This is a genomic window from Streptococcus sp. 27098_8_76 (genome assembly GCF_041432315.1).
In the GTDB taxonomy this organism is placed as follows: domain Bacteria; phylum Bacillota; class Bacilli; order Lactobacillales; family Streptococcaceae; genus Streptococcus.
On record NZ_JAPVZI010000017.1, the window covers coordinates 1 to 22,704 of the forward strand.

Here is a 22,704-nt window from a genome sequence, read left to right on the forward strand (position 1 = left end):
GCAACAGCTAAGAAAGCAGGAGCGAAAGAGTTGCCAAATACTGGTACAGAACAATCTCGCGCTTCACTTGCTTTAGCACTTCTTGCAGCAGCAACAGGGGGACTCCTTATCGCGAAAAAACGCGAGGAAGAAGAGTAAGAAATTACTTTGATAAAATAATTCATAGGATAAACATTCTATAAATTTAACGAAAAGAGATTGGAACACTATGTTCTAGTCGGTCCCAAAAGGATGACATCTCCGAGAGGAGATGTTATCCTTTTTTACTAGTGAATCAAATGAAACTTTTTATAGTATATTGAAATTGAAACAGTACACCACAACTTCTAAAACATTGCTAGAAATTAAATTAACTTTCTTAACAGATTTGTTCATATCTTATTTCAATCTACTATATCAATCCTCTTTGTGATATGTTTCTCTCATTTCATAAACATTTCATATTTGGATTTTATAATAAGATAGAGCTTTCCAGTTTTTACTATACTTTGATATTCAAATATGTTATACTATGACTATCAAAGTAAATGAAAGGGGTTACGAACATGACGCCAGAAGAAATGTACTTGACAGAGCGATTGGATGTACAGATAGCTCATTTTTTAAAGAAAAGTGTTCAACATCGTAGGCGCTATAAGGTGTTAAAAATAACAGAAATCGTGGCAGGTTTTCTCATAGCGGTCTTTTGTGCTATTCCTATGCCAGGTGATCGCTACCGTTTGATTTCGGTTGCCTTGTCCAGTCTAGGCTTGCTGTGTGAGGGGATTCTCAATTTGTATAATGCAAAGGAACACTGGATTTCTTACCAAAAGACTGCGCAACTCCTGGAGAGAGAAAAATTCCTTTATCAATGCCAAACGGAGAAATATGCAGGAAAAACCAGGGCTTTTGCCTTATTTGTCAAGACATGCGAAGGTCTTATCTCAGAGGAGATTAACCAGTGGGAAAGTATCCAGTCAAAAGAAGTGGCAGCTAGTGCAGATGCCCCAGCTAAAAAAGAGTAGAGGAGGTGGAGGAGATGGCTCAATCTAGTTACCTGTTGCCCTTGCTCTGGTTGAAAAAAGAAGCCGATAAGGAAAAGATGAGCGCGACCCAGTGCCAGATATTTTTCTTTTACTATCAAATGTTTGAACTCTTATTTGCTAGAGAAAGCGACTTGAGAGACTTATGTCTGGGAAGGCAAGGTTTTTATTTCTCGCAGTTAGAGAAAGATTTGCTTTCTGGAGTTTCCCACTTTCTAAAAAACTTGGAGGGAAAAGGGACTCTCAAGGCTAATCAAGAAGTATCAGCTCGCAAAGCCCTTTTTCTAGCCTTGACAACTAGCCAGTCAGATTGGCAAGCTTTGGCTCCTGTTTTTGATTTTTATCAGACTATCGGGAGACTTGAACATCCTTCTCTCTTGAGTTCTCAGGACAGACAATATCTGATGTGGATTTACCAGTCAGCTTTGGAGAAGGATTATAGTGTCAAGGTGATTGGCGATAGGCATTTTGTATTGAAGAGACAAGATGCAAATAAATTGACAGCGCGCCAAATTCAAACGTTGGAAGTTCTGAGTCAATCAGAAGACTTGGTCAATCCTGTCTATGTTACATTAGGAGAAAAGGGGGTGCTCTTGCTTGATTAAGAGAGGAGATGTTGTGGCTCTTTATTTGCCTTTTCCAAGTATTAGTAGCGATTTGGCTGTGAAGAATCATATGTATATCTGTATTGACAACAGCATGACTAAAAACAAAGAGTTAGTTAAAAATCAGACCTTCAAACCAGCTCTCTTGACCAGACGTTTGGTCAAGAACTTTATGATAGAAGAGCCAGATTTAGCTCGTAATCCTTTTACAAGACCAACCTTGATTGACTTAGATAAGGTATTTATGTTGGATAATACGGTCATTCCGACTTCTTATCTAGCCAGACGGCGACGTAATGTCTCAGAAGAATTATACGAGGAAATTTTGGATCACTTAGTCCAACCACGGCTGATTTCGCTGAACAAGTCTGAGTTTATGCAACTCAATCCAGGAACTTATTAGGAGGTAGAAGATGACAAATAAAGCAGTAAATGACTTTATACTAGCTATGGATTACGATAAAAAGAAACTCTTGACCCATCAGGGAGAAAGTATTGAAAATCGTTTCATCAAAGAGGGGAATCAGCTACCCGATGAGTTTGTTGTTATCGAAAGAAAGAAGCGGAGCCTGTCGACAAACACAAGTGATATTTCCGTGACGGCTACCAACGACAGTCGCCTCTATCCTGGAGCGCTTCTCGTAGTGGATGAGACCTTGTTAGAGAATAATCCCACTCTTCTTGCGGTCGATCGTGCCCCAATGACTTATAGTATTGATTTGCCTGGTTTGGCAAGTAGTGATAGCTTTCTCCAAGTAGAAGACCCCAGCAATTCAAGTGTTCGCGGAGCGGTAAATGATTTGTTGGTTAAGTGGCATCAAGACTATGGTCAGGTCAATAATGTCCCAGCTAGAATGCAGTATGAAAAAATCACGGCTCACAGCATGGAACAACTCAAGGTCAAGTTTGGTTCTGACTTTGAAAAGACAGGGAATTCTCTTGATATTGATTTTAACTCTGTCCATTCGGGCGAAAAGCAGATTCAGATTGTTAATTTTAAGCAGATTTATTATACAGTCAGCGTAGATGCTGTTAAAAATCCAGGAGATGTGTTTCAAGATACTGTAACGGTAGAGGATTTGAGGCAGAGAGGAATTTCTGCAGAGCGTCCTTTGGTCTATATTTCGAGTGTTGCTTATGGGCGTCAGGTCTATCTCAAGTTGGAAACCACAAGTAAGAGTGATGAAGTAGAGGCTGCTTTTGAAGCTTTGATAAAAGGAGTCAAGGTAGCTCCTCAGACAGAGTGGAAGCAGATTTTGGACAATACAGAAGTGAAGGCGGTTATTTTAGGGGGCGACCCAAGTTCGGGTGCCCGAGTTGTAACAGGCAAGGTGGATATGGTAGAGGACTTGATTCAAGAAGGCAGTCGCTTTACAGCAGATCACCCAGGCTTGCCGATTTCCTATACAACTTCATTTTTACGTGACAATGTAGTTGCGACCTTTCAAAACAGTACAGACTATGTTGAGACTAAGGTGACAGCTTACAGAAACGGAGATTTACTTTTGGATCATAGTGGTGCCTATGTTGCCCAATATTACATTACTTGGGATGAATTATCCTATGATTATCAAGGTAAAGAAGTTTTGACTCCTAAGGCTTGGGACAGAAATGGGCAGGATTTGACGGCTCATTTTACCACTAGTATTCCTTTGAAAGGGAATGTTCGCAATCTCTCTGTCAAAATTAGAGAGTGTACCGGGCTTGCCTGGGAATGGTGGCGTACGGTTTATGAAAAAACTGATTTGCCACTAGTACGTAAGCGGACGATTTCTATTTGGGGAACGACTCTTTATCCTCAGGTAGAGGATAAGGTAGAAAATGATTAGGAGAGAAGAATGTTTGCGACAAAAAGAGGCGATGATCTCTCTGCGAATATCTGAAAGTTTATCTCTTGCCTAGCGATTTTCCTTTGGACTAGGCTCGTGATGTTAAAATGAGTCTATCAAACAGTGACTGTAAGAAGAAGTAAAAAGGGTAGTGAAACTCCTTGCTATACAGGGAATTAGCTACCTTTTACTTGTTTTAGAAGTGCCGTTGTACTAGTCTAACTTCAGTATCATGTGAAATCAAAAAGAACATAAATTTCTGTTTCAGGAACACATAAATTACACTCTTCGAAAATCTCTTCAAACTACGTCAGCCCTATCTGCAACCTCAAAACAGTATTTTGAGCAACCTGCGGCTAGCTTTCGAGTTTGCTCTTTGATTTTCATTGAGTAATAGATGTTTGGTTAGAAACTCTTCTATTGATTTCTTAGAATACAATAGTGCCTATAAGAACTGTTGAATTTCAAAGTATTTACTTGAACTATCATGTGTCTGGAGTAGACTGTCAACAAAAGGTGCAGTATAATGGTTTTTGTCGCTTATATCTACAAACTCAAAACAGTAGCTTGAGCGGACTTTGTCAAACTTGTCCGAGTTGGATTTACTGAATAAAATCCATTTCCTCTAGTGAAAATCGAAAAAACTTGTGTTATAATAAGAAAGATTAAAATGTGAAAAAAGGAGATTCCTAATGGGACGTAAATGGGCCAATATCGTAGCTAAGAAAACGGCTAAAGATGGAGCTAACTCTAAAGTATATGCAAAATTTGGTGTAGAAATCTATGTAGCAGCTAAAAAAGGTGATCCAGATCCAGAATCAAACTCAGCTTTGAAATTCGTTATCGACCGTGCTAAACAAGCTCAAGTGCCAAAACACGTTATCGATAAAGCTTTGGACAAGGCTAAAGGAAACACAGACGAAACCTTTACAGAAGGACGTTACGAAGGGTTTGGACCAAATGGTTCTATGCTGATTGTTGATACCTTGACTTCAAATGTCAACCGTACAGCGGCTAATGTCCGTGCAGCTTTTGGTAAAAATGGCGGAAACATGGGTGCTTCAGGTTCGGTTTCATACCTCTTTGACAACAAAGGTGTTATTGTATTTGCAGGTGAAGATGCGGACGCGGTCTTTGAGCAATTGCTAGAAGCAGATGTGGATGTGGATGATGTAGAAGCAGAAGAAGGTACAATCACAGTTTACACAGCTCCAACTGACCTTCACAAGGCTATCGTTGCCCTTCGTGAGTCAGGTATTGAAGAATTCCAAGTGACTGAGTTGGAAATGATTCCTCAGTCAGAAGTGGAATTGTCAGGCGATGACCTTGAAACTTTTGAAAAACTTTACAGCGTTCTTGAGGACGACGAAGACGTACAAAAGATTTATACGAACGTAGACGGGTTCTAATAGAAAAACGAACAGTTTTACTAGCTGTTCGTTTTTTTGATATTTGAACTTAGACTCAGGTTTCAGAATCGTTTTGTTGCTTGCTTTTTTCTAGACCTAGACCGACTGCATGTTTTTGGACGAGCAAGAGCTGTCCATTGTCATCTTTTGCAAAAGTTAAGGTAACAGTCTTGATCTTGTCTCCAATGGAGATATAGGTGATTTTTTTCGTATCGTAACCCCCAAGAGTGAAGTCAAACTCGGAATCTGGCTTTCCGTGTTTGTTGATAATATCCTCGTAGTTGGTACCACCTTTTCCTTTGTTGTCAAGGTCACCTTCGATTAAGGCGTCGAACTGTTCTTGGGTCCAGGCGAAGGTATCGTCTATCAAGCTGCTTTTTTCTTCGCGTTCCATTGAGGCACTCGTATCCATGTAGGAACGGTTAAACTCCTTGGCATACTCTTTGTAGACATCAGCGTATAGTACCTGAGTCGTAAAGAAAAGTACAACAGAGGCAACTGCCAGGGATGTTCCGATAATAGCCATTTTTTTCCGTTTTTTGAGGTTGACGATAAGGCCGATAATCCCCAAGATAAATGCGACGATGCCGATGAACAACGATAGATAGTTAATAAACGGGAGCCAGGATCCTAAAAGTGCGATGGCTCCAAAAATGGTTGCTAAGATTCCTAAAACTCTTTGTTCTTCTGGTTTCATTTGAAAGTTTTCTCTCCTCATTAAGTGAATGGATTTCTACCCACAGTAGTGAGTGCTCATTATATAAAAAATCTTGCCTAATGTCAATTTAAACTAAAATAGTTCTCTAGGAAACTTTTTCTTGACATCTCTTTTCAAAGTGGTAAAATGGTTCTCATGGAAACTTATTTAGTTCCTAGGAGAACTAAATGTGATAGTTAGAAAGGAGTTAGTATGGATAAACCGATGTTAGCCTTTAAGCGTTTTGGTCATCAGATTCACCTGATGGTGCAAAAGGAAGCCAAACGTTGTGGTATTGAATTTATGGGTGGGCCTCAAGGTCAGGTTGTTCGTTTTTTGGATAATCGTGAGAAAAACCAAGACTTGGTCTTGATTAAAGATATCGAGCAGGAACTCAATATTACCAAGTCTGTTGCTAGTAATTTGGTCAAGCGTATGGTGCAAAATGGTTTGGTGGAATTGGAGGCGAGTCCTAGTGATAAGCGGGCAAAATTTGTTCGTTTGACGGACAAAGCACGTTCTCAAATGAAGCAGGTTAAGGCCTTTTTTGAACGAATTGATAAGCAGTTGATGGAAGACATTGATGAAGATGAATTACTGATTTTTGAGAAAGTTCTCGGTCAACTACAGGCAAATATCGAGGGAATAGGAGGAGAGAATGAAGAAATTAGCTAAACGAATTAGTAGAAAAGAATGGGGGATGATTTTTCTAGCCGTTCTCTTTACCTGCTTTTCGGTCTATCTGGAGTTGGAAGTGCCGACCTATATCTCGAAAATTACGGATTTACTAGGTAGTCAAGGAACTAATTTAGATGAGTTGTGGCAGCCGGCAAGCATGATGGTGGGAATGTCCTTCCTTGCCTTCTTGTCCGTAGTTGCAGTTGGATTTTTTGCATCCCGAGTGGCGGCTTCTTATACTAGTAGGCTGAGAAGTGATATTTTTAACCGAGTTTTGGATTACTCGCAGACAGAGATTAAGAAATTCTCTATTCCAAGTCTCCTAACTCGTACTACTAATGATATTACCCAAGTTCAGATGCTGATCACCATGGGCTTACAAGTAGTTACGCGTGGTCCGATTATGGCGATCTGGGCTATCGGGAAGATTTTAGGTCATTCAGAATACTGGCTCTGGGCTGTACTTGTGGCAGTGATTGTCAATGTTTTGATGACAACAGTTTTGATGACGCTAGCCTTTCCAAAACAGTCCTTGATTCAAAGTCTGACTGATAAACTGAACAGTATCACTCGTGAAAGTTTAACAGGTATTCGCGTTGTTCGTGCCTACAATGCTGAAAAGTACCAAGATGAAAAATTTGCAGCAGCAAATGATGAATTGACCCGTTTGAATTTGTTTGTCAATCGTCTCATGGCCATTTTGAATCCCATCATGATGGGGATTTCAAGTGGTTTGAGTGTGGCGATTTACTGGATTGGGGCCTATGTAATCAACGATGCTGATCCGACAGCTCGTCTGCCTCTCTTTAGTGACATGGTTGTTTTCATGTCTTATGCCATGCAGGTTGTTATGGGCTTCCTTCTAATGGGGGCACTCTTCATCGTTCTTCCTCGAACCATGGTCTCTGCCAAACGGATTAATCAGGTTCTAGATTTGCATTCTTCTATCCAAAATCCTGCTCAAGTGCAGTTGGCTGATGAAAATCTCAAAGGTCAGGTCGAATTTAAGGATGTGACCTTCCGCTATGCGGCAAATTCGGAGGCGGTTATTGAGCATGTCAGCTTTAAAGCAGAAACCGGCCAAACAGTTGCCTTTATCGGCTCAACGGGTTCTGGTAAATCAACTCTGGTTAATCTGATTCCACGCTTTTACGATGTATCAGCAGGAGAAATCTTAGTGGACGGAGTTAATGTTCAAGATTACGGTTTGGAAGATTTGCGCAACAAGGTTGGCTATATTCCACAAAAAGCTGTACTCTTTTCAGGTGATGTTAAGGGCAATCTAGACTTTGGACAGAGTCAAGAAACACCGCTTAATGAACAAGCTATGTGGCAAGCCTTAGAATTGGCCCAGTCTAAGAACTTTATTGAAGACAAGGAAGCGGGCTTGGCGTCAGAAGTAGCCCAAGGAGGAACCAACTTCTCAGGTGGACAAAGACAGCGTCTGGCCATTGCGCGTGCCTTAGCTCGGAAGCCAGAAATCCTCATCTTTGATGACTCCTTCTCAGCCTTGGACTACAAGACAGACCGTGTCCTACGCCAAGAACTAGCAGAGAAAACAAGATCTATGACCAAACTCATCGTCGCACAACGCATTTCAACGATTATGGATGCAGATTTGATTTTGGTCTTGGATCAAGGAAAAGTCGTGGGACAAGGCACCCACAAGGAACTTTTAGCTACCAACGAAGTTTACCAAGAAATTGCCTATTCACAACTATCGAAGGAGGAATTGGAACATGGAAAATAAAAAACTATCGCTCTGGGAACAGAGTAAACCCTATCTTGCAGGTCTCCAGTTTGCCCTTCTGATCGCCTTTCTAGCAACAATCGTATCCAATATCATTACTGTATATGGTCCAACCCGCATCAAGGAAATGACTAATATTATTGCTAGTGGTCTGGAAACAAGTGTGGATGTTGCGGCGGTTGCAGCTATTGGTGGTTTTTTGGCCGTGATTTATGTGATCGGACTTTTATCAAATTATTTACAGGCCTTTCTGTTTACAACAGCCATTCAACGTTTTTCAGAACGTTTGAGAAGAGCCATTGCAGAGAAAATTAATCGCCTTCCATTAGGGTATTTTGATGGACATTCTCAAGGGGATACCTTGTCTCGTGTAACCAATGATGTTGACACTGCAGCCCAGTCCCTCAATCAAAGTCTGGGAACAGTTCTTTCATCTAGTTTATTGGTCGTAGCAGTCTTGGTAACCATGTTTGGTATGAACTGGATTTTAGCCTTGGTGACGGTTGTTTCAACCCTTATCGGTTTTGCTTTCGTGTCCGTCTTTATGGGCAAATCACAGGGTTTCTTTAAGAGTCAGCAACAGGATTTGGCAGCTGTCAATGGCTATGTGGAGGAAATGTACTCTGGCCATAATGTGGTGACCAGTTACAATGCCATCGAAAGTACGAAAGAAGAGTTTGCGAAATTAAACAATCGTCTGTATGATAGTATCTGGAAATCTCAATTTATTTCAGGGATTATGATGCCGATTATGATGTTTATTGGGAACTTTAGCTATGCCTTGGTGATTATCGTTGGTGCAGCCTTGGCCTTGAATGGGCAGATTAGTATCGGGATTATCGTTGCCTTTATGGCCTATGTTCGTATCTTTTCTCAGCCTCTTTCACAAATCGCCCAAGGGATTACTAGTCTTCAGCAGGCTAGTGCAGCCATGGGACGCGTCTTCGAATTCCTAGCTGAAGAGGAAATGGAAGATGAATCCCATAAAGAAAGACAATTGAGCGATATGAAAGGTCAAGTAGTCTTTGATCGAGTCTCCTTTGGTTATACACCAGAGCGAACTATTATCCATGACTTTTCTGCGACCGCACATGCAGGTCAAAAGGTTGCCATTGTCGGACCGACAGGAGCTGGTAAGACAACCATTGTCAATCTTTTGATGAAGTTCTATGAAATTGATAAGGGAAGTATCCGCATTGATGGTGTGGATACCAAAGAGATGAAGCGTTCGGAAGTACATGATGCCTTTTCAATGGTCTTGCAGGATACTTGGCTCTTTGAAGGGACCATTCGCGACAATCTCATCTATAACCAAGAGGGTATTAGTGATGAGCGCGTGATTGAAGCCAGCAAGGCTGTAGGGATTCACCACTTTATCATGACTCTACCAGATGGTTACGATACCGTCTTGGATGATACAGTTACCTTGTCTGTCGGGCAAAAACAACTCTTGACCATCGCTCGTGCTTTGCTGAAAGATGCACCACTTTTGATTTTGGATGAGGCGACCTCTTCGGTTGATACCCGTACAGAGGAATTGATTCAGAAAGCTATGGATCGTTTGATGGAGGGCAGAACTTCCTTTGTCATCGCCCACCGCTTGTCAACCATCCGTAATGCTGACTTGATTCTTGTCATGAAAGATGGGAATATCATCGAGCAAGGAAATCATGATGAGCTAATGGCGCAAGGAGGCTTCTACGCTGACCTTTATAACAGTCAGTTTACAGAAGATGAAGCAGAAGAATAAACCCAAAGAAGGCTTGACGGCCTTCTTTTTCTGCACTATACTAGAAGACAAGTTCTTCCCTACAAGCAATACTCTTCGAAAATTAAATTCAAACTGCGTCAGCTCTATTTGCAACCTCGAAACAGTACTTTGAACAGTCTGCAGCTAGCTTCCTAGTTTGCTATTTGATTTTCATTGAGTATAAAATTTGAGTAAGTGATGAGAAAATATATGAAAAATTATCAAGAATGGTATGACCACATCGCTGGTAAGATTAAAAATAATCCTCTTTTTCTGAGATTGTTAAGAGTTTTCAATCGGTTCATGACAGTAGTTATGCCTATAGTTTATCTGACTTTGTTAGTCGCCACCTATCTCCAAGAAGGACTTGGGAAACAGGTCTGGATGTATGTGTTTATCCCTGCGTCAGGTTTTGTGATTTTGTCCCTTCTCCGTAAGAAACTCAATGCTCTTAGGCCTTATGAGGAATGGACTATTAAACCCCTGCTTGACAGAGATAGTCCTGGTCGGTCTATGCCCAGTCGTCACGTCTTTTCAGCAACTATTATCTCCATGACTTGCTTTCATGCTAGTTTATCTCTAGGGGTTATCTTGTTAGTCTTGTCAGCCTTCCTCGGTCTAGTGAGAGTCTTAGGGGGTGTACACTACCCCAAGGATGTAGTGGTTGGTTATATTTGTGCCCTTGTGTGGGGTGTGATTTTCTTTCTATTTTGACTTGTAAGTTAAGGTGATCCTACAACCACTTACGGGTCTAAAGTAACCACTTGCTTTTTTGCTCTTGTTTTCTTATTTTGGCTTTGATATAGTAGAGTCAGAAAGGAGATGGAATGAAGTTACGAATCGAAATTGATAGCAATTTAGAGGAAACTGAAATTGTCATCAAGGCAGCGGCTTTGACAGATGAAATTGCGGATTTACAGCGACTCTTACAAGAGTCCAAGTCTCCTAGGTTGATTTTTTACAAGGGGACGGGTGAGTATTATCTGAACTTGTCGGAAATTCTCTTCTTTGAGACAGAAGGGAACAAGATTTATGCCCATACCCAGAAAGATGCCTACGAAGTTCGGCTTAAACTCTATGAGTTAGAGGCTATCCTTCCTCGCTATTTCAGTCGGGTATCCAAGTCAACTATCGCAAATATCCGTCAGGTTTATTCGGTGGACAAGTCCTTTTCAGGAACAGGCACCATTTCCTTTTATCAGACCCACAAGGAGGTTCATGTCTCACGACATTACCAATCCCTCCTAAAAGAAAATCTAAGAAACATGAGGTAAGAACATGAAAAAGAAAGTATTTGGTGTTGTGTTGCTCGTTTTGGCAACTTTAATATTACTACAAGGGAATTTTGGAATCCCTTCTCTTGGAGGGCAAATTTGGCCCTTGATTGGTATTGCTTTTTTTGCCTACCAATCAGTTGGAGCTTTGTTGCGTCGCCACTTAACCTCAGCCTCTTTTACAGCTCTAGTAGCCTTACTAATTGCCAACCACTCTTATGATATTTTACCGATTCCCAATCAGTCACTGTTCTGGGCAGGAATTCTGATCGTTCTCGGAGTAAGTATGTTGACTCATTCTAACAGAACTTGGAATGGGGAAAAATGGTGGTATGATGGTGAAAAAACCATTTTTATAGACAAGGAAGTCGCTTTTGGGACAGGTACATTTTATAAGCAAGACCAAGAATTAGTAGAGGATCAAGTAGAAGTCGGCTTTGGAAATGCCAAGATATATTATGACAATGCAGAGATGTTAGGTGATTTTGCCACTCTGAATATCGAAGTCGGTTTTGGGAATGCAGTTATCTACGTGCCTCAACACTGGAGAGTGGATCTGAAGGTGGAAACTTTCTGTGGAGCAGCCAAGGCAGATGCACCTCTAGCTCCAACCAGCAAAACTTTGATTATCCGTGGAGATGTGGCCTTTGGGAAGTTGGGGATTGTCTACGTTAAATAAAAAAGGTTAAATAAAAAAATCTTCCAATTCCCTTGCAAAAATGAAGAAAGTGTGATAACATAGTACGGTATGTGGTGCTAGCACATCCGCTATATTAGATCTAATAGGAGGAAAACACAATGGCTAAAGTATGTTACTTTACAGGTCGTAAGACTGTATCAGGAAACAACCGTTCACACGCGATGAACCAAACAAAACGTGCCGTAAAACCAAACCTTCAAAAAGTTACTGTTCTTATCGATGGTAAACCTAAAAAAGTTTGGGCTTCAGCTCGTGCTTTGAAATCAGGTAAAGTTGAACGCGTTTAATAATAAAAGTAAGGAGACCTCAGGGTCTTTTTTCTTTTGTTGTGGGTATAAAATCATTTGAAAAACGGAGTAAATATCCGCTGATACAGTATTCTGCTTTTACACTTGGGCTGAAATATGATAAAATAGAGTATCAACTAGTTGAGGTAAAAAGGATGACTGTAAAAATTAATACAAAAGATGGTCAAATCGAACTAACAGATGAAGTGATTGCAACCGTCGTAGGTGGAGCAGCAACTGAGATTTTTGGTGTGGTCGGTATGGCTAGTAAAAATGCCCTCAAAGATAATTTCCAAGCCCTTCTAGGTAAGGAAAATTATTCCAAAGGTGTCGTCGTAAAAGCGACCGAAGATGGCAGTATTGCAGTTGATGTATATACCGTGTTGAGCTACGGAACAAAGATTAGCGAAGTGTCAAAAAACATTCAAGAGCGTGTTCGTTTTAGTTTGGAAAACCAACTTGGAATTACTGCTCAGACTGTAAATGTCTACATTCAAAATATCAAAGTTGTAGGAGAATAACCGTGTCAAAAATTACTACTAGCTTATTTCAAGAAATGGTGCAGGCTGCATCAACTCGCTTGAATAAGCAAGCTGAATATGTCAATTCATTAAACGTTTTTCCAGTTCCAGATGGAGATACTGGGACAAATATGGGAATGACCATTGAAAATGGTGCCAAAGAAGTTGCCGACAAGCCAGCTTCTACAGTTGGAGAAGTAGCGAGCATTCTTGCTAAAGGTCTTTTGATGGGTGCGCGTGGGAACTCAGGAGTTATTACGTCTCAGCTTTTCCGTGGATTTTCACAAGCCATCAAGGATAAAGACGAGTTAACAGGTCAAGACTTGGCCCTTGCCTTCCAATCAGGTGTGGAAGTTGCCTATAAGGCAGTGATGAAACCTGTTGAAGGAACGATTTTGACAGTTTCTCGTGGTGCTGCTATCGGTGCTAAGAAAAAAGCTGAGCAAACAGATGACGCTGTTGAAGTCATGCGCGCAGCCGTGGAAGGTGCTAAAACAGCTCTTGCTAAAACGCCAGACATGCTTCCTGTCCTGAAGGAAGTTGGCGTTGTAGACTCAGGTGGTCAAGGATTGGTCTTTATCTACGAAGGTTTCCTTTCAGCCCTTACTGGCGAATATATTGCATCTGAGGACTTTGTAGCAACTCCAGCCAACATGAGTGAAATGATCAATGCAGAGCACCACAAGTCTGTAGCTGGTCATGTAGCGACTGAGGACATCACCTTTGGTTACTGTACTGAAATCATGGTAGCTCTTAAGCAAGGTCCAACCTATGCCAAAGATTTTGACTACGACGAATTCCGTAACTACTTGAATGAGCTTGGGGATTCTCTCCTTGTTGTCAATGATGATGAAATTGTCAAAGTCCATGTCCATACAGAAGATCCAGGACTTGTTATGCAAGAAGGTCTTAAATATGGTAGCTTGGTCAAGGTAAAAGTTGACAATATGCGCAACCAACACGAAGCACAGGTTGAGAAAGAAGCTGCCCAAGTTAGCAAGCCTGCTGAAGAAAAAGAGTATGCTTTGATTGCTGTAGTGGCTGGTAAAGGTCTAGCAGATATCTTCCGTTCTCAAGGTGTGGATTATGTTATCGAGGGCGGTCAAACCATGAACCCTTCAACTGAAGACTTTATCAAGGCTGTTGAACAGGTCAACGCTCGTAACATTATCTTCCTACCAAACAACAAGAACATCTTCATGGCAGCTCAATCTGCAGCAGAAGTTTTGGAACAACCAGCAGTAGTGGTGGAAGCTCGCACTCTCCCTCAAGGTTTGACAAGTCTTCTTGCCTTTGATCCAAGCAAGTCCATCGAAGAAAACCAAGAGCGTATGACAGCTGCTCTTAGCGATGTCGTTAGCGGAAGCGTCACAACAGCTGTTCGTGATACAACCATTGATGGTTTAGAAATCCATGAAAACGATAACCTTGGTATGGTGGATGGGAAAATCCTCGTGTCAAACCCTGATATGCACCAAGCCTTGACAGAAACCTTGAAACATATGTTGGATGAAGATAGTGAAATCGTAACCTTCTATGTCGGTGAAGACGGAAGCGAAGAACTTGCCAATGAAATTGCCCAAGAAATCGCAGAAGAATTCGAAGACGTTGAAGTCGAGATTCATCAAGGCCAACAACCAGTTTACCCATACCTATTTAGTGTGGAATAAGATTAGTGAAGAACTGAGAAATCAGTTCTTTTTTCTTTTTTAAAATAATGAAATCGGTATCTTTTTAATAAAAACAAAAATAACATTCATAAATAAACGTTAAAATAGAAAATTCAGAAAATTTCTTCTTTTCTCTTGAAAAATCTTGAAAAAATGGTATGATAGTAACAAGTTATTTTTAAGAGAAGAGAAAGGGGAACAATGGAGAAAATCAGTTTAGAATCTCCTAAGACGGGGTCAGACATAGTTTTGGAAACACTTCGTGATTTAGGAATTGATACCATCTTTGGCTATCCTGGTGGTGCAGTCTTGCCTTTTTATGATGCGATATATAATTTTAAAGGCATTAGTCACATTCTAGGACGCCATGAGCAAGGTTGTCTGCATGAAGCTGAAGGTTATGCTAAATCAACTGGAAAGTTGGGTGTTGCCGTCGTCACTAGCGGACCGGGAGCAACAAATGCCATTACAGGGATTGCGGATGCCATGAGTGACAGTGTTCCCCTTTTGGTCTTTACAGGTCAGGTGGCGCGAGCAGGGATTGGTAAGGATGCCTTTCAGGAGGCAGACATCGTGGGAATTACCATGCCAATCACTAAGTACAATTATCAAGTTCGTGAGACAGCCGATATTCCGCGTATTATTACGGAAGCTGTCCATATCGCAACTACAGGACGTCCAGGGCCAGTTGTAATTGATCTACCTAAAGATGTATCTGCTTTAGAAACAGACTTCATCTATTCACCAGAGGTGAACCTACCAAGTTATCAACCGACTCTTGAGCCAAATGATATGCAAATTAAGAAAATCTTGAAGCAATTATCCAAGGCTAAAAAGCCAGTCTTGCTAGCTGGTGGTGGGATTAGTTATGCTGAGGCTGCTGCGGAGTTGAATGAATTTGCAGAGCGCTACCAAATTCCAGTGGTAACTAGTCTTTTAGGGCAAGGAACGATTGCAACGAGTCATCCACTTTTCCTTGGAATGGGAGGAATGCATGGGTCATTCGCAGCAAATATTGCCATGACGGAAGCTGATTTTATGATTAGTATTGGTTGCCGTTTCGATGACCGCTTGACGGGGAATCCTAAGACCTTTGCTAAGAATGCTAAGGTTGCCCACATTGATATTGACCCAGCCGAGATTGGCAAGATTATCAGTGCAGATATTCCTGTAGTTGGAGATGCTAAGAAAGCCTTGCAAATGTTGCTGGCAGAACCGACAGTTCATAACAATACTGAGAAATGGATTGAAAAAGTCACTAAAGACAAGAACCGCGTTCGTTCTTATGATAAGAAAGAGCGTGTGGTTCAACCGCAAGCTGTTATTGAACGAATTGGTGAATTGACGAATGGAGATGCCATTGTGGTCACAGACGTAGGTCAACACCAAATGTGGACAGCCCAGTATTATCCATATCAAAACGAACGTCAGTTAGTGACTTCAGGTGGTTTGGGAACCATGGGATTCGGAATTCCAGCAGCAATCGGTGCTAAAATTGCTAATCCGGATAAGGAAGTAGTCTTGTTTGTTGGGGATGGTGGTTTCCAAATGACCAATCAGGAATTGGCTATTTTGAACATTTATAAGGTGCCAATCAAGGTGGTGATGCTGAACAACCACTCACTTGGAATGGTTCGCCAGTGGCAGGAATCCTTCTATGAAGGTAGAACGTCTGAGTCGGTCTTTGATAGCCTTCCTGATTTCCAATTGATGGCGCAAGCTTATGGTATTAAAAACTATAAATTTGACAATCCTGAGACCTTGGCTCAAGACCTTGAAGTCATCACTGAGGATGTTCCTATGCTAATCGAGGTAGATATTTCTCGTAAGGAACAGGTGTTACCAATGGTACCGGCTGGTAAGAGTAATCATGAGATGTTGGGGGTGAAGTTCCATGCGTAGAATGTTAACAGCAAAACTACAAAATCGTTCAGGAGTCCTCAATCGCTTTACAGGTGTCCTATCTCGTCGTCAGGTTAATATCGAAAGCATCTCTGTTGGAGCAACAGAAGATCCGAATGTATCGCGTATTACCATTATTATTGATGTAGCTTCACATGATGAGGTGGAGCAAATTATCAAACAGCTCAATCGTCAGATTGATGTGATTCGCATTCGTGATATTACAGACAAGCCTCATTTGGAGCGCGAGGTGATTTTGGTTAAGATGTCAGCGCCAGCTGAGAAGCGCGCTGAGATTCTAGCAATTATTCAACCTTTCCGTGCAACGGTGGTAGATGTGGCGCCAAGCTCGATTACCATTCAGATGACAGGAAATGCAGAAAAGAGCGAAGCTCTATTGCGAGTCATTCGACCATACGGTATTCGCAATATTGCTCGAACGGGTGCCACTGGATTTACCCGCGATTAAAAATCCAACTTAAATTTGTTAACCCAGCCTAAAAGGCAATAAATAATAGAAAAGAGAGAAAAACTATGGCAGTTCAAATGGAATATGAAAAAGATGTTAAAGTAGCAGCACTTGACGGTAAAAAAATCGCCGTTATCGGTTATGGTTCGCAAGGACATGCGCATGCTCAAAACTTGCGTGATTCAGGTCGTGATGTCATTATCGGTGTACGTCCAGGTAAATCTTTTGACAAAGCAAAAGAAGATGGATTTGACACTTACACAGTAGCAGAAGCAACTAAATTAGCTGACGTTATCATGATTTTGGCACCAGATGAAATCCAACAAGAATTGTACGAAGCAGAAATCGCTCCAAACTTGGAAGCTGGAAACGCAGTTGGATTTGCTCATGGTTTCAACATCCACTTTGAATTTATCAAAGTTCCTGCAGATGTAGATGTTTTCATGTGTGCACCTAAAGGACCAGGACACTTGGTACGCCGTACTTACGAAGAAGGATTTGGTGTACCAGCTCTTTACGCAGTATACCAAGATGCTACAGGAAATGCGAAAAATATTGCTATGGACTGGTGTAAAGGTGTCGGAGCAGCCCGTGTAGGTCTTCTTGAAACAACATACAAAGAAGAAACTGAAGAAGATTTGTTTGGTGAACAAGCTGTACTTTGTGGTGGTTTGACTGCCCTTATCGAAGCAGGTTTCGAAGTCTTGACAGAAGCAGGATACGCTCCAGAATTGGCTTACTTTGAAGTTCTTCACGAAATGAAATTGATCGTTGACTTGATCTACGAAGGTGGATTCAAGAAAATGCGTCAATCAATTTCAAACACTGCTGAGTACGGTGACTATGTATCAGGTCCACGTGTCATCACTGAGCAAGTTAAAGAAAACATGAAAGCTGTCTTGGCAGACATCCAAAATGGTAAATTTGCAAATGACTTTGTAAATGACTATAAAGCTGGACGTCCAAAATTGACTGCTTACCGTGAACAAGCAGCTAACCTTGAAATTGAAAAAGTTGGTGCAGAATTGCGTAAAGCAATGCCATTCGTTGGTAAAAACGACGATGATGCATTCAAAATCTATAACTAATTGATAGAAATCAAGTTGAAGGCGAGTTGGGGGGACCTAACTCGCTTTTATAATCAATTCATCTCTGTTTTAGAGGATGGATTGTGATAGTATGAATAGTCTAGGAGAAAAAGATGTTAAGTTCAAAAGATATCATCAAGGCTCACAAGGTCTTGAACGGTGTGGTTGTGAATACCCCACTGGATTATGATCATTATTTATCGGAGAAGTATGGTGCTAAGATTTATTTGAAGAAGGAAAATGCCCAACGTGTTCGTTCTTTTAAGATTCGTGGTGCCTATTATGCTATTTCTCAGCTCAGCAAGGAAGAGCGTGAGCGTGGGGTAGTCTGCGCTTCTGCGGGAAATCATGCTCAGGGAGTTGCCTATACTTGTAATGAAATGAAGATTCCTGCTACTATCTTTATGCCCATTACAACTCCGCAACAAAAGATTGGCCAGGTTCGCTTTTTTGGTGGGGACTTCGTAACCATTAAACTAGTTGGAGATACCTTTGATGCTTCAGCTAAAGCAGCTCAAGAATTTACAGTTTCTGAAAATCGTACCTTTATTGATCCTTTTGATGATGCCCATGTTCAGGCAGGTCAAGGAACCGTTGCTTATGAGATTTTAGAAGAAGCTCGAAAAGAATCGATTGATTTTGATGCTGTCTTGGTTCCTGTTGGTGGTGGCGGTCTCATTGCTGGGGTTTCTACCTATATCAAGGAAACAAGTCCAGAAATTGAGGTCATTGGGGTAGAGGCTAATGGAGCGCGTTCCATGAAGGCGGCTTTTGAAGCAGGTGGACCTGTTAAACTCAAGGAAATTGACAAATTTGCGGATGGGATTGCCGTGCAAAAAGTAGGTCAGTTGACCTATGAAGCAACTCGCCAACACGTTCAGACTTTAGTAGGTGTCGACGAGGGGTTGATTTCTGAAACCTTGATTGACCTCTACTCTAAGCAAGGCATTGTTGCAGAACCTGCTGGAGCGGCTAGTATTGCCTCTTTAGAAGTTTTAGCTGAATATATCAAGGGGAAAACCATTTGTTGTATCATTTCTGGAGGAAATAATGATATTAACCGTATGCCAGAAATGGAAGAGCGTGCCTTGATTTATGATGGGATCAAGCATTACTTTGTGGTCAATTTTCCACAGCGTCCAGGGGCTTTGCGTGAGTTTGTAAATGATATCCTGGGACCAAATGATGATATCACACGTTTTGAGTATATCAAACGAGCTAGCAAGGGTACAGGGCCTGTATTGATTGGGATCGCTTTAGCAGATAAGCATGATTATGCAGGTTTGATCCGTAGAATGGAAGGCTTCGATCCAGCTTATATTAACTTAAATGGTAATGAAACGCTCTATAATATGCTTGTCTGAGGACTAATAAAAAAATATCATATTATTTGCACAATTGATGTATAGGTGTTATAATGAGGGTGAAGAAAGGGGGCGATTCCTATGGACTTAGGAAATCTATCGTGCTATTTCTACTACAACTCACTATAGCACCTATTATTTTTGATTCTATTTATATTAAGGCGACAGAATTACTTACTATATATAAGGAAATTTTTTGAAATCCCTAATTGTATAGATCCCTAATTTGAATTTTCGCTAAATATAATAGGAATCAGAAAAAATAATCAATGTTTGTGAGATGGTTGCTAGGTGAGTTGACCTAAAAAACTCGTGAGATAAACAATAGTGCTAGACATGAAACGGCAAGTGCTGCTGTTTTCAAATGACTAGTTGGAAAGCGGGTATGTAATCAGAAGGTGCAAGATTGGACAAAGTAAGTAGTACCGGTTGTGAAACGAATAAGATATAGATAAGGACAGGAAAGGAACCAAAGAAGGAGAAAGAAAACGGATGGTTTAGAGATAGTGTGGAGTGAAACACTATCTTTAGTGGACTTGTTAATTTAAAAGGAACATATAGAATGAAATAGTAAATCCTGTCTATCCTATTGAGAAACTGGCATTCAGTATACATGAATATTTTTACAAGTTTAAAGTTTAATAATGCAATTGTTTTTTAGGAGCATACTAATGGGTTATAGTAAGCAAAAACCTATATATTATCGGCTTTAAAAAGGAAGTAAGAAGATTCTGAATCATTTATTTTATTGAATATATGTTTTTTTATTGACAAAAGACATAAAAACGTATAGAATAATATAACGTAAAGAAGAAAATAGGAGAAGAACATGGCTAAGTCAAACTTTGAAAAAGTAGAATCAGTTGTTGGCTGGGTTCGTGATAAGAAAATCACAGGCTACCGTATCTCTAAAGAAACGAATGCGCGTGAAATGTCTATCATTGCTCTAGCGCAGGGTCGTGCAAAAGTAAAAAATATTTCATTTGAAACAGCTCTAGGTTTAATTGATTTCTATGAAAAAAATCATGAAAAATTTGAAGATTAATCTTTGGATAATGGTGGATTCTTGAATAGGGTCTGCCTTTTCATTTTGATACTCAATGAAAATCAAAGAGCAAACTAGGAAGCTAGCCGTAGGCTGCTCAAAGCACTGCTTTGAGGTTGTAAATAAGACTGACAGAGTCAGTAACATATACCTACGGCAAGGCGAAACTGACGTGGTTTGAAGAGATTTTCGAAGAGTATGAGGACAGCAAAAAGACTGCACGATTTATGCAGCCTTTTCTTTTTATTTGAGATAGCGTTGAAGGAATTCTTTTGTACGGTCTTCTTTAGGATTGGTGAAGAGGTCTTCTGGTTTGCCTTCTTCAGCGATTACACCCTTATCCATGAAGATAACACGGTGAGAGACATCACGGGCAAATTCCATTTCATGGGTTACGACAATCATAGTCAAGCCTTCCTGAGCCAGATCTTGCATGATTTTGAGGACCTCTCCAACCATTTCGGGATCGAGAGCTGATGTTGGTTCATCAAAGAGAATAGCGTCAGGATTCATGGAAAGGGCACGAGCGATGGCCACACGTTGTTTTTGACCACCTGAGAGTTGTTTTGGTTTCGCTTGCCAGTAGCGTTCTCCCATGCCGACCTTTTCCAGGTTTTCTTTGGCAATCTTTTCAGCTTCTGTACGTTCGCGTTTAAGGACAGTTGTCTGAGCGACGATTGTGTTTTCAAGAACGTTGAGATTTTCAAAGAGGTTAAAGGATTGGAATACCATCCCCAACTTTTCACGGTATTGCGTGAGGTCATAGCCTTTTTCGAGGACGTTTTGTCCATGATAAAGGATTTGTCCATCAGTTGGCGTTTCAAGGAGGTTAATGGAGCGTAGGAAGGTTGATTTTCCACTTCCAGAGCTTCCGATGATAGAGATGACCTCTCCCTTGTGGACAGTGAGTGAAATGTCTTTTAGCACTTCGTTTTGTCCATAGGATTTTTTGAGGTGTTTAATTTCAAGGATTGCTTGTGTCATTATTTCAAATCCTCCGTTTGCATTTGGTTAGCACCTGTAGTATAGGTATCCATGTCCATGCGGCGTTCGATGAAGCGTAGGATACGTGTTACGGTGAAGGTGAGGACAAAGTAAATCACGGCGATGATTGTAAATGTCTGGAAGTATTGATAGGTTTGCGTTGCCACGGTATTTCCTGAGAAATAAAGTTCAACAACAGAGATAACGTTCAATACAGATGTATCTTTGATATTGATGACAAATTCATTACCAGTTGCTGGTAGGATGTTACGGACTACCTGAGGTAGAACAATCTTACGCATGGTTTGGTTATGAGTCATACCAAGAGCAGTTGCGGCTTCAAATTGTCCCTTGTCAACTGCCAGGATACCACCACGGACGATTTCAGTCATGTAGGCACCAGTGTTAATCGAAACGATGAAGATAGCAGCCAGTGTGCGGTCAAGGTTGATACCGAAAGCTTGGGCAGTTCCATAGTAGATAACCATCGATTGAACAATCATTGGCGTACCACGGAAAATTTCAATATAGACATTGAGGATCCAGCCGATTAGTTTTTGTAGGCCATAAATGGCTTTATTTTCAGATAGAGGAGCAGTACGGAAGACACCAATGGCAAGTCCAATAATGAGACCTGTGATGGTTCCGATGATAGAGATTAAAAGAGTGATACCAGCACCACGCAAGAGTTGTTGCCAGTTTTCAGAAAGAATTTTAGCGACTTGGCTAAAGAAACTACTGCTAGTCTCTTCAGTTGTTGTAGCTTCGGCAGGTTGTTCCTTGATCATACGATCCATCAAGGCAACTTGGTCGTCTTTTGAAATGGTTTCAATGCTGGCATTGATTTGGCTAATACGATTGTCATTTTTACGAAGTCCAATGGCGATAGCTGTATCTTCTTCTCCAGTTTTAAAACCTGGTTCTACTTGGACCATCTTGAACTTAGAGTTTGCAGCTTCGGCAGTCAGTGCTTCAGGGCGTTCAGAAACATAGGCATCGATGACACCGGCCTCAAGTGCTTGGCGCATTTGAGCGAAGTCTCCCATAGCTGTTTCTTTTTTAGCACCCGGGATTTGTGTAATCAAGTCGTAGAGGTAGACACCTTGTTGAGAAGTGATTTTCGCACCATTAAAGTCATCCAAAGATTTAGCATTTGCGTAGGCAGAATCTTTTTTGACTAGTAGAACGGGTTCGCTAGTGTAGTAACTGATCGAAAAGGCAATTTCTTGTTTGCGTTCGGCAGTTGGACTCATACCTGCGATAATCATGTCAATCTTACCAGAAGTAAGGGCAGGGACTAGACCTTCCCACTTGGTTTTAACAACCAAAGGCTCTTTACCTAAGTCCTTAGCGATTTTCTTGGCGATTTGAACATCGTATCCGTTGGCATACTGGTTGGTTCCATCGATTTTGACAGCTCCATTGCTATCATCGTCCTGGGTCCAGTTAAAGGGGGCATATGCCGCTTCCATCCCGATGCGTAAATATTCATCGGCTTGAGCAACATTGACAAGTCCTAGCATCAGCAAGAGACTTGTGAAAATAGATAAGTATATTTTTCTCATGATTTCTCCTGTTTCTAATCTATTAAAAAATAACTGTCTCCTATTTTATCGAAAAAAACTCTATTTTTCAATATAGGTAAGCCCTTACTTATGAA

The 22,704-nt window shown here is 41.0% G+C and carries 23 protein-coding genes; 20 read left to right on the forward strand and 3 right to left on the reverse strand.

What is annotated here, in order from left to right; genetic code table 11:
• The 6 genes from O3636_RS10075 to O3636_RS10100 form a co-directional block, all read left to right on the forward strand.
• On the forward strand, nt 1-138 hold a 138-nt coding region (locus O3636_RS10075; protein ID WP_371643033.1), incomplete at its 5' end, for an LPXTG cell wall anchor domain-containing protein.
• A 407-nt stretch (nt 139-545) separates the two neighbouring features.
• Entirely contained in the window at nt 546-1,004 is a 459-nt protein-coding gene (locus O3636_RS10080) for a DUF4231 domain-containing protein (protein WP_371642988.1), read from the forward strand.
• Between the two features lie 14 nt (nt 1,005-1,018).
• Nucleotides 1,019-1,627, forward strand: a complete 609-nt coding sequence (locus O3636_RS10085) for a hypothetical protein (protein ID WP_371642990.1) — start codon at nt 1,019-1,021, stop codon at nt 1,625-1,627.
• Nucleotides 1,620-2,030: a hypothetical protein gene (locus tag O3636_RS10090; RefSeq protein WP_000595751.1), complete on the forward strand. Its 411-nt coding sequence runs from the start codon at nt 1,620-1,622 to the stop codon at nt 2,028-2,030. Before O3636_RS10085 ends, O3636_RS10090 begins: the two co-directional genes overlap by 8 nt.
• 10 nt (nt 2,031-2,040) lie before the next feature.
• Complete coding sequence (gene ply, locus O3636_RS10095; protein ID WP_371642992.1) at nt 2,041-3,456, forward strand: cholesterol-dependent cytolysin pneumolysin; 1,416 nt, start codon at nt 2,041-2,043, stop codon at nt 3,454-3,456.
• A 692-nt stretch (nt 3,457-4,148) separates the two neighbouring features.
• On the forward strand, nt 4,149-4,865 hold the full coding sequence (locus O3636_RS10100; RefSeq protein WP_000532882.1) for a YebC/PmpR family DNA-binding transcriptional regulator: 717 nt from the start codon (nt 4,149-4,151) through the stop codon (nt 4,863-4,865).
• A 55-nt stretch (nt 4,866-4,920) separates the two neighbouring features.
• Here the strand turns inward: O3636_RS10100 and O3636_RS10105 are convergent, their stop codons facing one another.
• Nucleotides 4,921-5,562: a DUF308 domain-containing protein gene (locus O3636_RS10105; RefSeq protein WP_261013476.1), complete on the reverse strand. Its 642-nt coding sequence runs from the start codon at nt 5,560-5,562 to the stop codon at nt 4,921-4,923.
• A gap of 213 nt (nt 5,563-5,775) precedes the next feature.
• Between O3636_RS10105 and O3636_RS10110 the strand changes: the two genes are divergently transcribed.
• From O3636_RS10110 to O3636_RS10175, 14 genes are all read left to right on the forward strand, one after another.
• The gene (locus O3636_RS10110) at nt 5,776-6,237 is read left to right on the forward strand and encodes a MarR family winged helix-turn-helix transcriptional regulator (RefSeq protein WP_371642994.1); all 462 of its coding nucleotides are present in this window, start codon (nt 5,776-5,778) and stop codon (nt 6,235-6,237) included.
• A complete protein-coding gene (locus tag O3636_RS10115; protein WP_371642996.1) occupies nt 6,221-7,990 on the forward strand; it encodes an ABC transporter ATP-binding protein in 1,770 nt (589 codons plus the stop codon). Before O3636_RS10110 ends, O3636_RS10115 begins: the two co-directional genes overlap by 17 nt.
• Nucleotides 7,980-9,740 (forward strand): ABC transporter ATP-binding protein, encoded by a 1,761-nt coding sequence (locus O3636_RS10120; RefSeq protein WP_371642998.1) that lies wholly within the window; start codon nt 7,980-7,982, stop codon nt 9,738-9,740. Before O3636_RS10115 ends, O3636_RS10120 begins: the two co-directional genes overlap by 11 nt.
• Nucleotides 9,741-9,950: 210 nt before the next feature.
• Nucleotides 9,951-10,454, forward strand: coding sequence for a phosphatase PAP2 family protein (locus O3636_RS10125; RefSeq protein ID WP_371643000.1), 504 nt, complete (start codon nt 9,951-9,953; stop codon nt 10,452-10,454).
• 113 nt (nt 10,455-10,567) lie between these two features.
• Complete coding sequence (locus O3636_RS10130; RefSeq protein WP_238095621.1) at nt 10,568-11,014, forward strand: LytTR family DNA-binding domain-containing protein; 447 nt, start codon at nt 10,568-10,570, stop codon at nt 11,012-11,014.
• 4 nt (nt 11,015-11,018) lie between these two features.
• The gene (locus O3636_RS10135) at nt 11,019-11,693 is read left to right on the forward strand and encodes a hypothetical protein (RefSeq protein ID WP_371643002.1); all 675 of its coding nucleotides are present in this window, start codon (nt 11,019-11,021) and stop codon (nt 11,691-11,693) included.
• Between the two features lie 119 nt (nt 11,694-11,812).
• Complete coding sequence (gene rpmB / locus O3636_RS10140) at nt 11,813-12,001, forward strand: 50S ribosomal protein L28 (protein WP_001140948.1); 189 nt, start codon at nt 11,813-11,815, stop codon at nt 11,999-12,001.
• A gap of 155 nt (nt 12,002-12,156) precedes the next feature.
• The gene (locus tag O3636_RS10145) at nt 12,157-12,522 is read left to right on the forward strand and encodes an Asp23/Gls24 family envelope stress response protein (protein ID WP_042901664.1); all 366 of its coding nucleotides are present in this window, start codon (nt 12,157-12,159) and stop codon (nt 12,520-12,522) included.
• 2 nt (nt 12,523-12,524) lie between these two features.
• Nucleotides 12,525-14,192, forward strand: coding sequence for a DAK2 domain-containing protein (locus O3636_RS10150; protein WP_371643004.1), 1,668 nt, complete (start codon nt 12,525-12,527; stop codon nt 14,190-14,192).
• Between the two features lie 201 nt (nt 14,193-14,393).
• Nucleotides 14,394-16,094, forward strand: coding sequence for an acetolactate synthase large subunit (locus O3636_RS10155; RefSeq protein ID WP_371643006.1), 1,701 nt, complete (start codon nt 14,394-14,396; stop codon nt 16,092-16,094).
• Complete coding sequence (gene ilvN / locus O3636_RS10160; RefSeq protein ID WP_001253803.1) at nt 16,087-16,563, forward strand: acetolactate synthase small subunit; 477 nt, start codon at nt 16,087-16,089, stop codon at nt 16,561-16,563. The genes O3636_RS10155 and ilvN overlap by 8 nt, the downstream gene beginning before the upstream one ends.
• A gap of 65 nt (nt 16,564-16,628) precedes the next feature.
• On the forward strand, nt 16,629-17,651 hold the full coding sequence (gene ilvC / locus O3636_RS10165; protein WP_000290683.1) for a ketol-acid reductoisomerase: 1,023 nt from the start codon (nt 16,629-16,631) through the stop codon (nt 17,649-17,651).
• 113 nt (nt 17,652-17,764) lie between these two features.
• Nucleotides 17,765-19,015, forward strand: coding sequence for a threonine ammonia-lyase IlvA (ilvA, locus tag O3636_RS10170; RefSeq protein ID WP_000952975.1), 1,251 nt, complete (start codon nt 17,765-17,767; stop codon nt 19,013-19,015).
• A gap of 829 nt (nt 19,016-19,844) precedes the next feature.
• Nucleotides 19,845-20,060: a hypothetical protein gene (locus O3636_RS10175; RefSeq protein ID WP_001130036.1), complete on the forward strand. Its 216-nt coding sequence runs from the start codon at nt 19,845-19,847 to the stop codon at nt 20,058-20,060.
• Between the two features lie 243 nt (nt 20,061-20,303).
• Here O3636_RS10175 and O3636_RS10180 read toward each other — a convergent pair whose 3' ends face one another.
• Complete coding sequence (locus O3636_RS10180; protein WP_000189477.1) at nt 20,304-21,044, reverse strand: amino acid ABC transporter ATP-binding protein; 741 nt, start codon at nt 21,042-21,044, stop codon at nt 20,304-20,306.
• The gene (locus tag O3636_RS10185) at nt 21,044-22,609 is read right to left on the reverse strand and encodes an ABC transporter substrate-binding protein/permease (RefSeq protein ID WP_371643015.1); all 1,566 of its coding nucleotides are present in this window, start codon (nt 22,607-22,609) and stop codon (nt 21,044-21,046) included. The genes O3636_RS10180 and O3636_RS10185 overlap by 1 nt, the downstream gene beginning before the upstream one ends.
• Between the last annotated feature and the right edge of the window lie 95 nt (nt 22,610-22,704).

Excerpts from the sequence above, each read along its gene's own strand:
- O3636_RS10080 (WP_371642988.1), top strand. The coding sequence starts at position 546 with ATGACGCCAGAAGAAATGTACTTGACAGAGCGATTGGATGTACAGATA.
- O3636_RS10085 (WP_371642990.1), top strand. The coding sequence starts at position 1,019 with ATGGCTCAATCTAGTTACCTGTTGCCCTTGCTCTGGTTGAAAAAAGAA.
- ply (WP_371642992.1), top strand. The coding sequence starts at position 2,041 with ATGACAAATAAAGCAGTAAATGACTTTATACTAGCTATGGATTACGAT.
- O3636_RS10100 (WP_000532882.1), top strand. The coding sequence starts at position 4,149 with ATGGGACGTAAATGGGCCAATATCGTAGCTAAGAAAACGGCTAAAGAT.
- O3636_RS10105 (WP_261013476.1), bottom strand. The coding sequence starts at position 5,562 with ATGAAACCAGAAGAACAAAGAGTTTTAGGAATCTTAGCAACCATTTTT.
- O3636_RS10110 (WP_371642994.1), top strand. The coding sequence starts at position 5,776 with ATGGATAAACCGATGTTAGCCTTTAAGCGTTTTGGTCATCAGATTCAC.
- O3636_RS10115 (WP_371642996.1), top strand. The coding sequence starts at position 6,221 with ATGAAGAAATTAGCTAAACGAATTAGTAGAAAAGAATGGGGGATGATT.
- O3636_RS10120 (WP_371642998.1), top strand. The coding sequence starts at position 7,980 with ATGGAAAATAAAAAACTATCGCTCTGGGAACAGAGTAAACCCTATCTT.
- O3636_RS10125 (WP_371643000.1), top strand. The coding sequence starts at position 9,951 with ATGAAAAATTATCAAGAATGGTATGACCACATCGCTGGTAAGATTAAA.
- O3636_RS10130 (WP_238095621.1), top strand. The coding sequence starts at position 10,568 with ATGAAGTTACGAATCGAAATTGATAGCAATTTAGAGGAAACTGAAATT.
- O3636_RS10135 (WP_371643002.1), top strand. The coding sequence starts at position 11,019 with ATGAAAAAGAAAGTATTTGGTGTTGTGTTGCTCGTTTTGGCAACTTTA.
- rpmB (WP_001140948.1), top strand. The coding sequence starts at position 11,813 with ATGGCTAAAGTATGTTACTTTACAGGTCGTAAGACTGTATCAGGAAAC.
- O3636_RS10145 (WP_042901664.1), top strand. The coding sequence starts at position 12,157 with ATGACTGTAAAAATTAATACAAAAGATGGTCAAATCGAACTAACAGAT.
- O3636_RS10155 (WP_371643006.1), top strand. The coding sequence starts at position 14,394 with ATGGAGAAAATCAGTTTAGAATCTCCTAAGACGGGGTCAGACATAGTT.
- ilvN (WP_001253803.1), top strand. The coding sequence starts at position 16,087 with ATGCGTAGAATGTTAACAGCAAAACTACAAAATCGTTCAGGAGTCCTC.
- ilvC (WP_000290683.1), top strand. The coding sequence starts at position 16,629 with ATGGCAGTTCAAATGGAATATGAAAAAGATGTTAAAGTAGCAGCACTT.
- ilvA (WP_000952975.1), top strand. The coding sequence starts at position 17,765 with ATGTTAAGTTCAAAAGATATCATCAAGGCTCACAAGGTCTTGAACGGT.
- O3636_RS10175 (WP_001130036.1), top strand. The coding sequence starts at position 19,845 with ATGGCTAAGTCAAACTTTGAAAAAGTAGAATCAGTTGTTGGCTGGGTT.
- O3636_RS10180 (WP_000189477.1), bottom strand. The coding sequence starts at position 21,044 with ATGACACAAGCAATCCTTGAAATTAAACACCTCAAAAAATCCTATGGA.
- O3636_RS10185 (WP_371643015.1), bottom strand. The coding sequence starts at position 22,609 with ATGAGAAAAATATACTTATCTATTTTCACAAGTCTCTTGCTGATGCTA.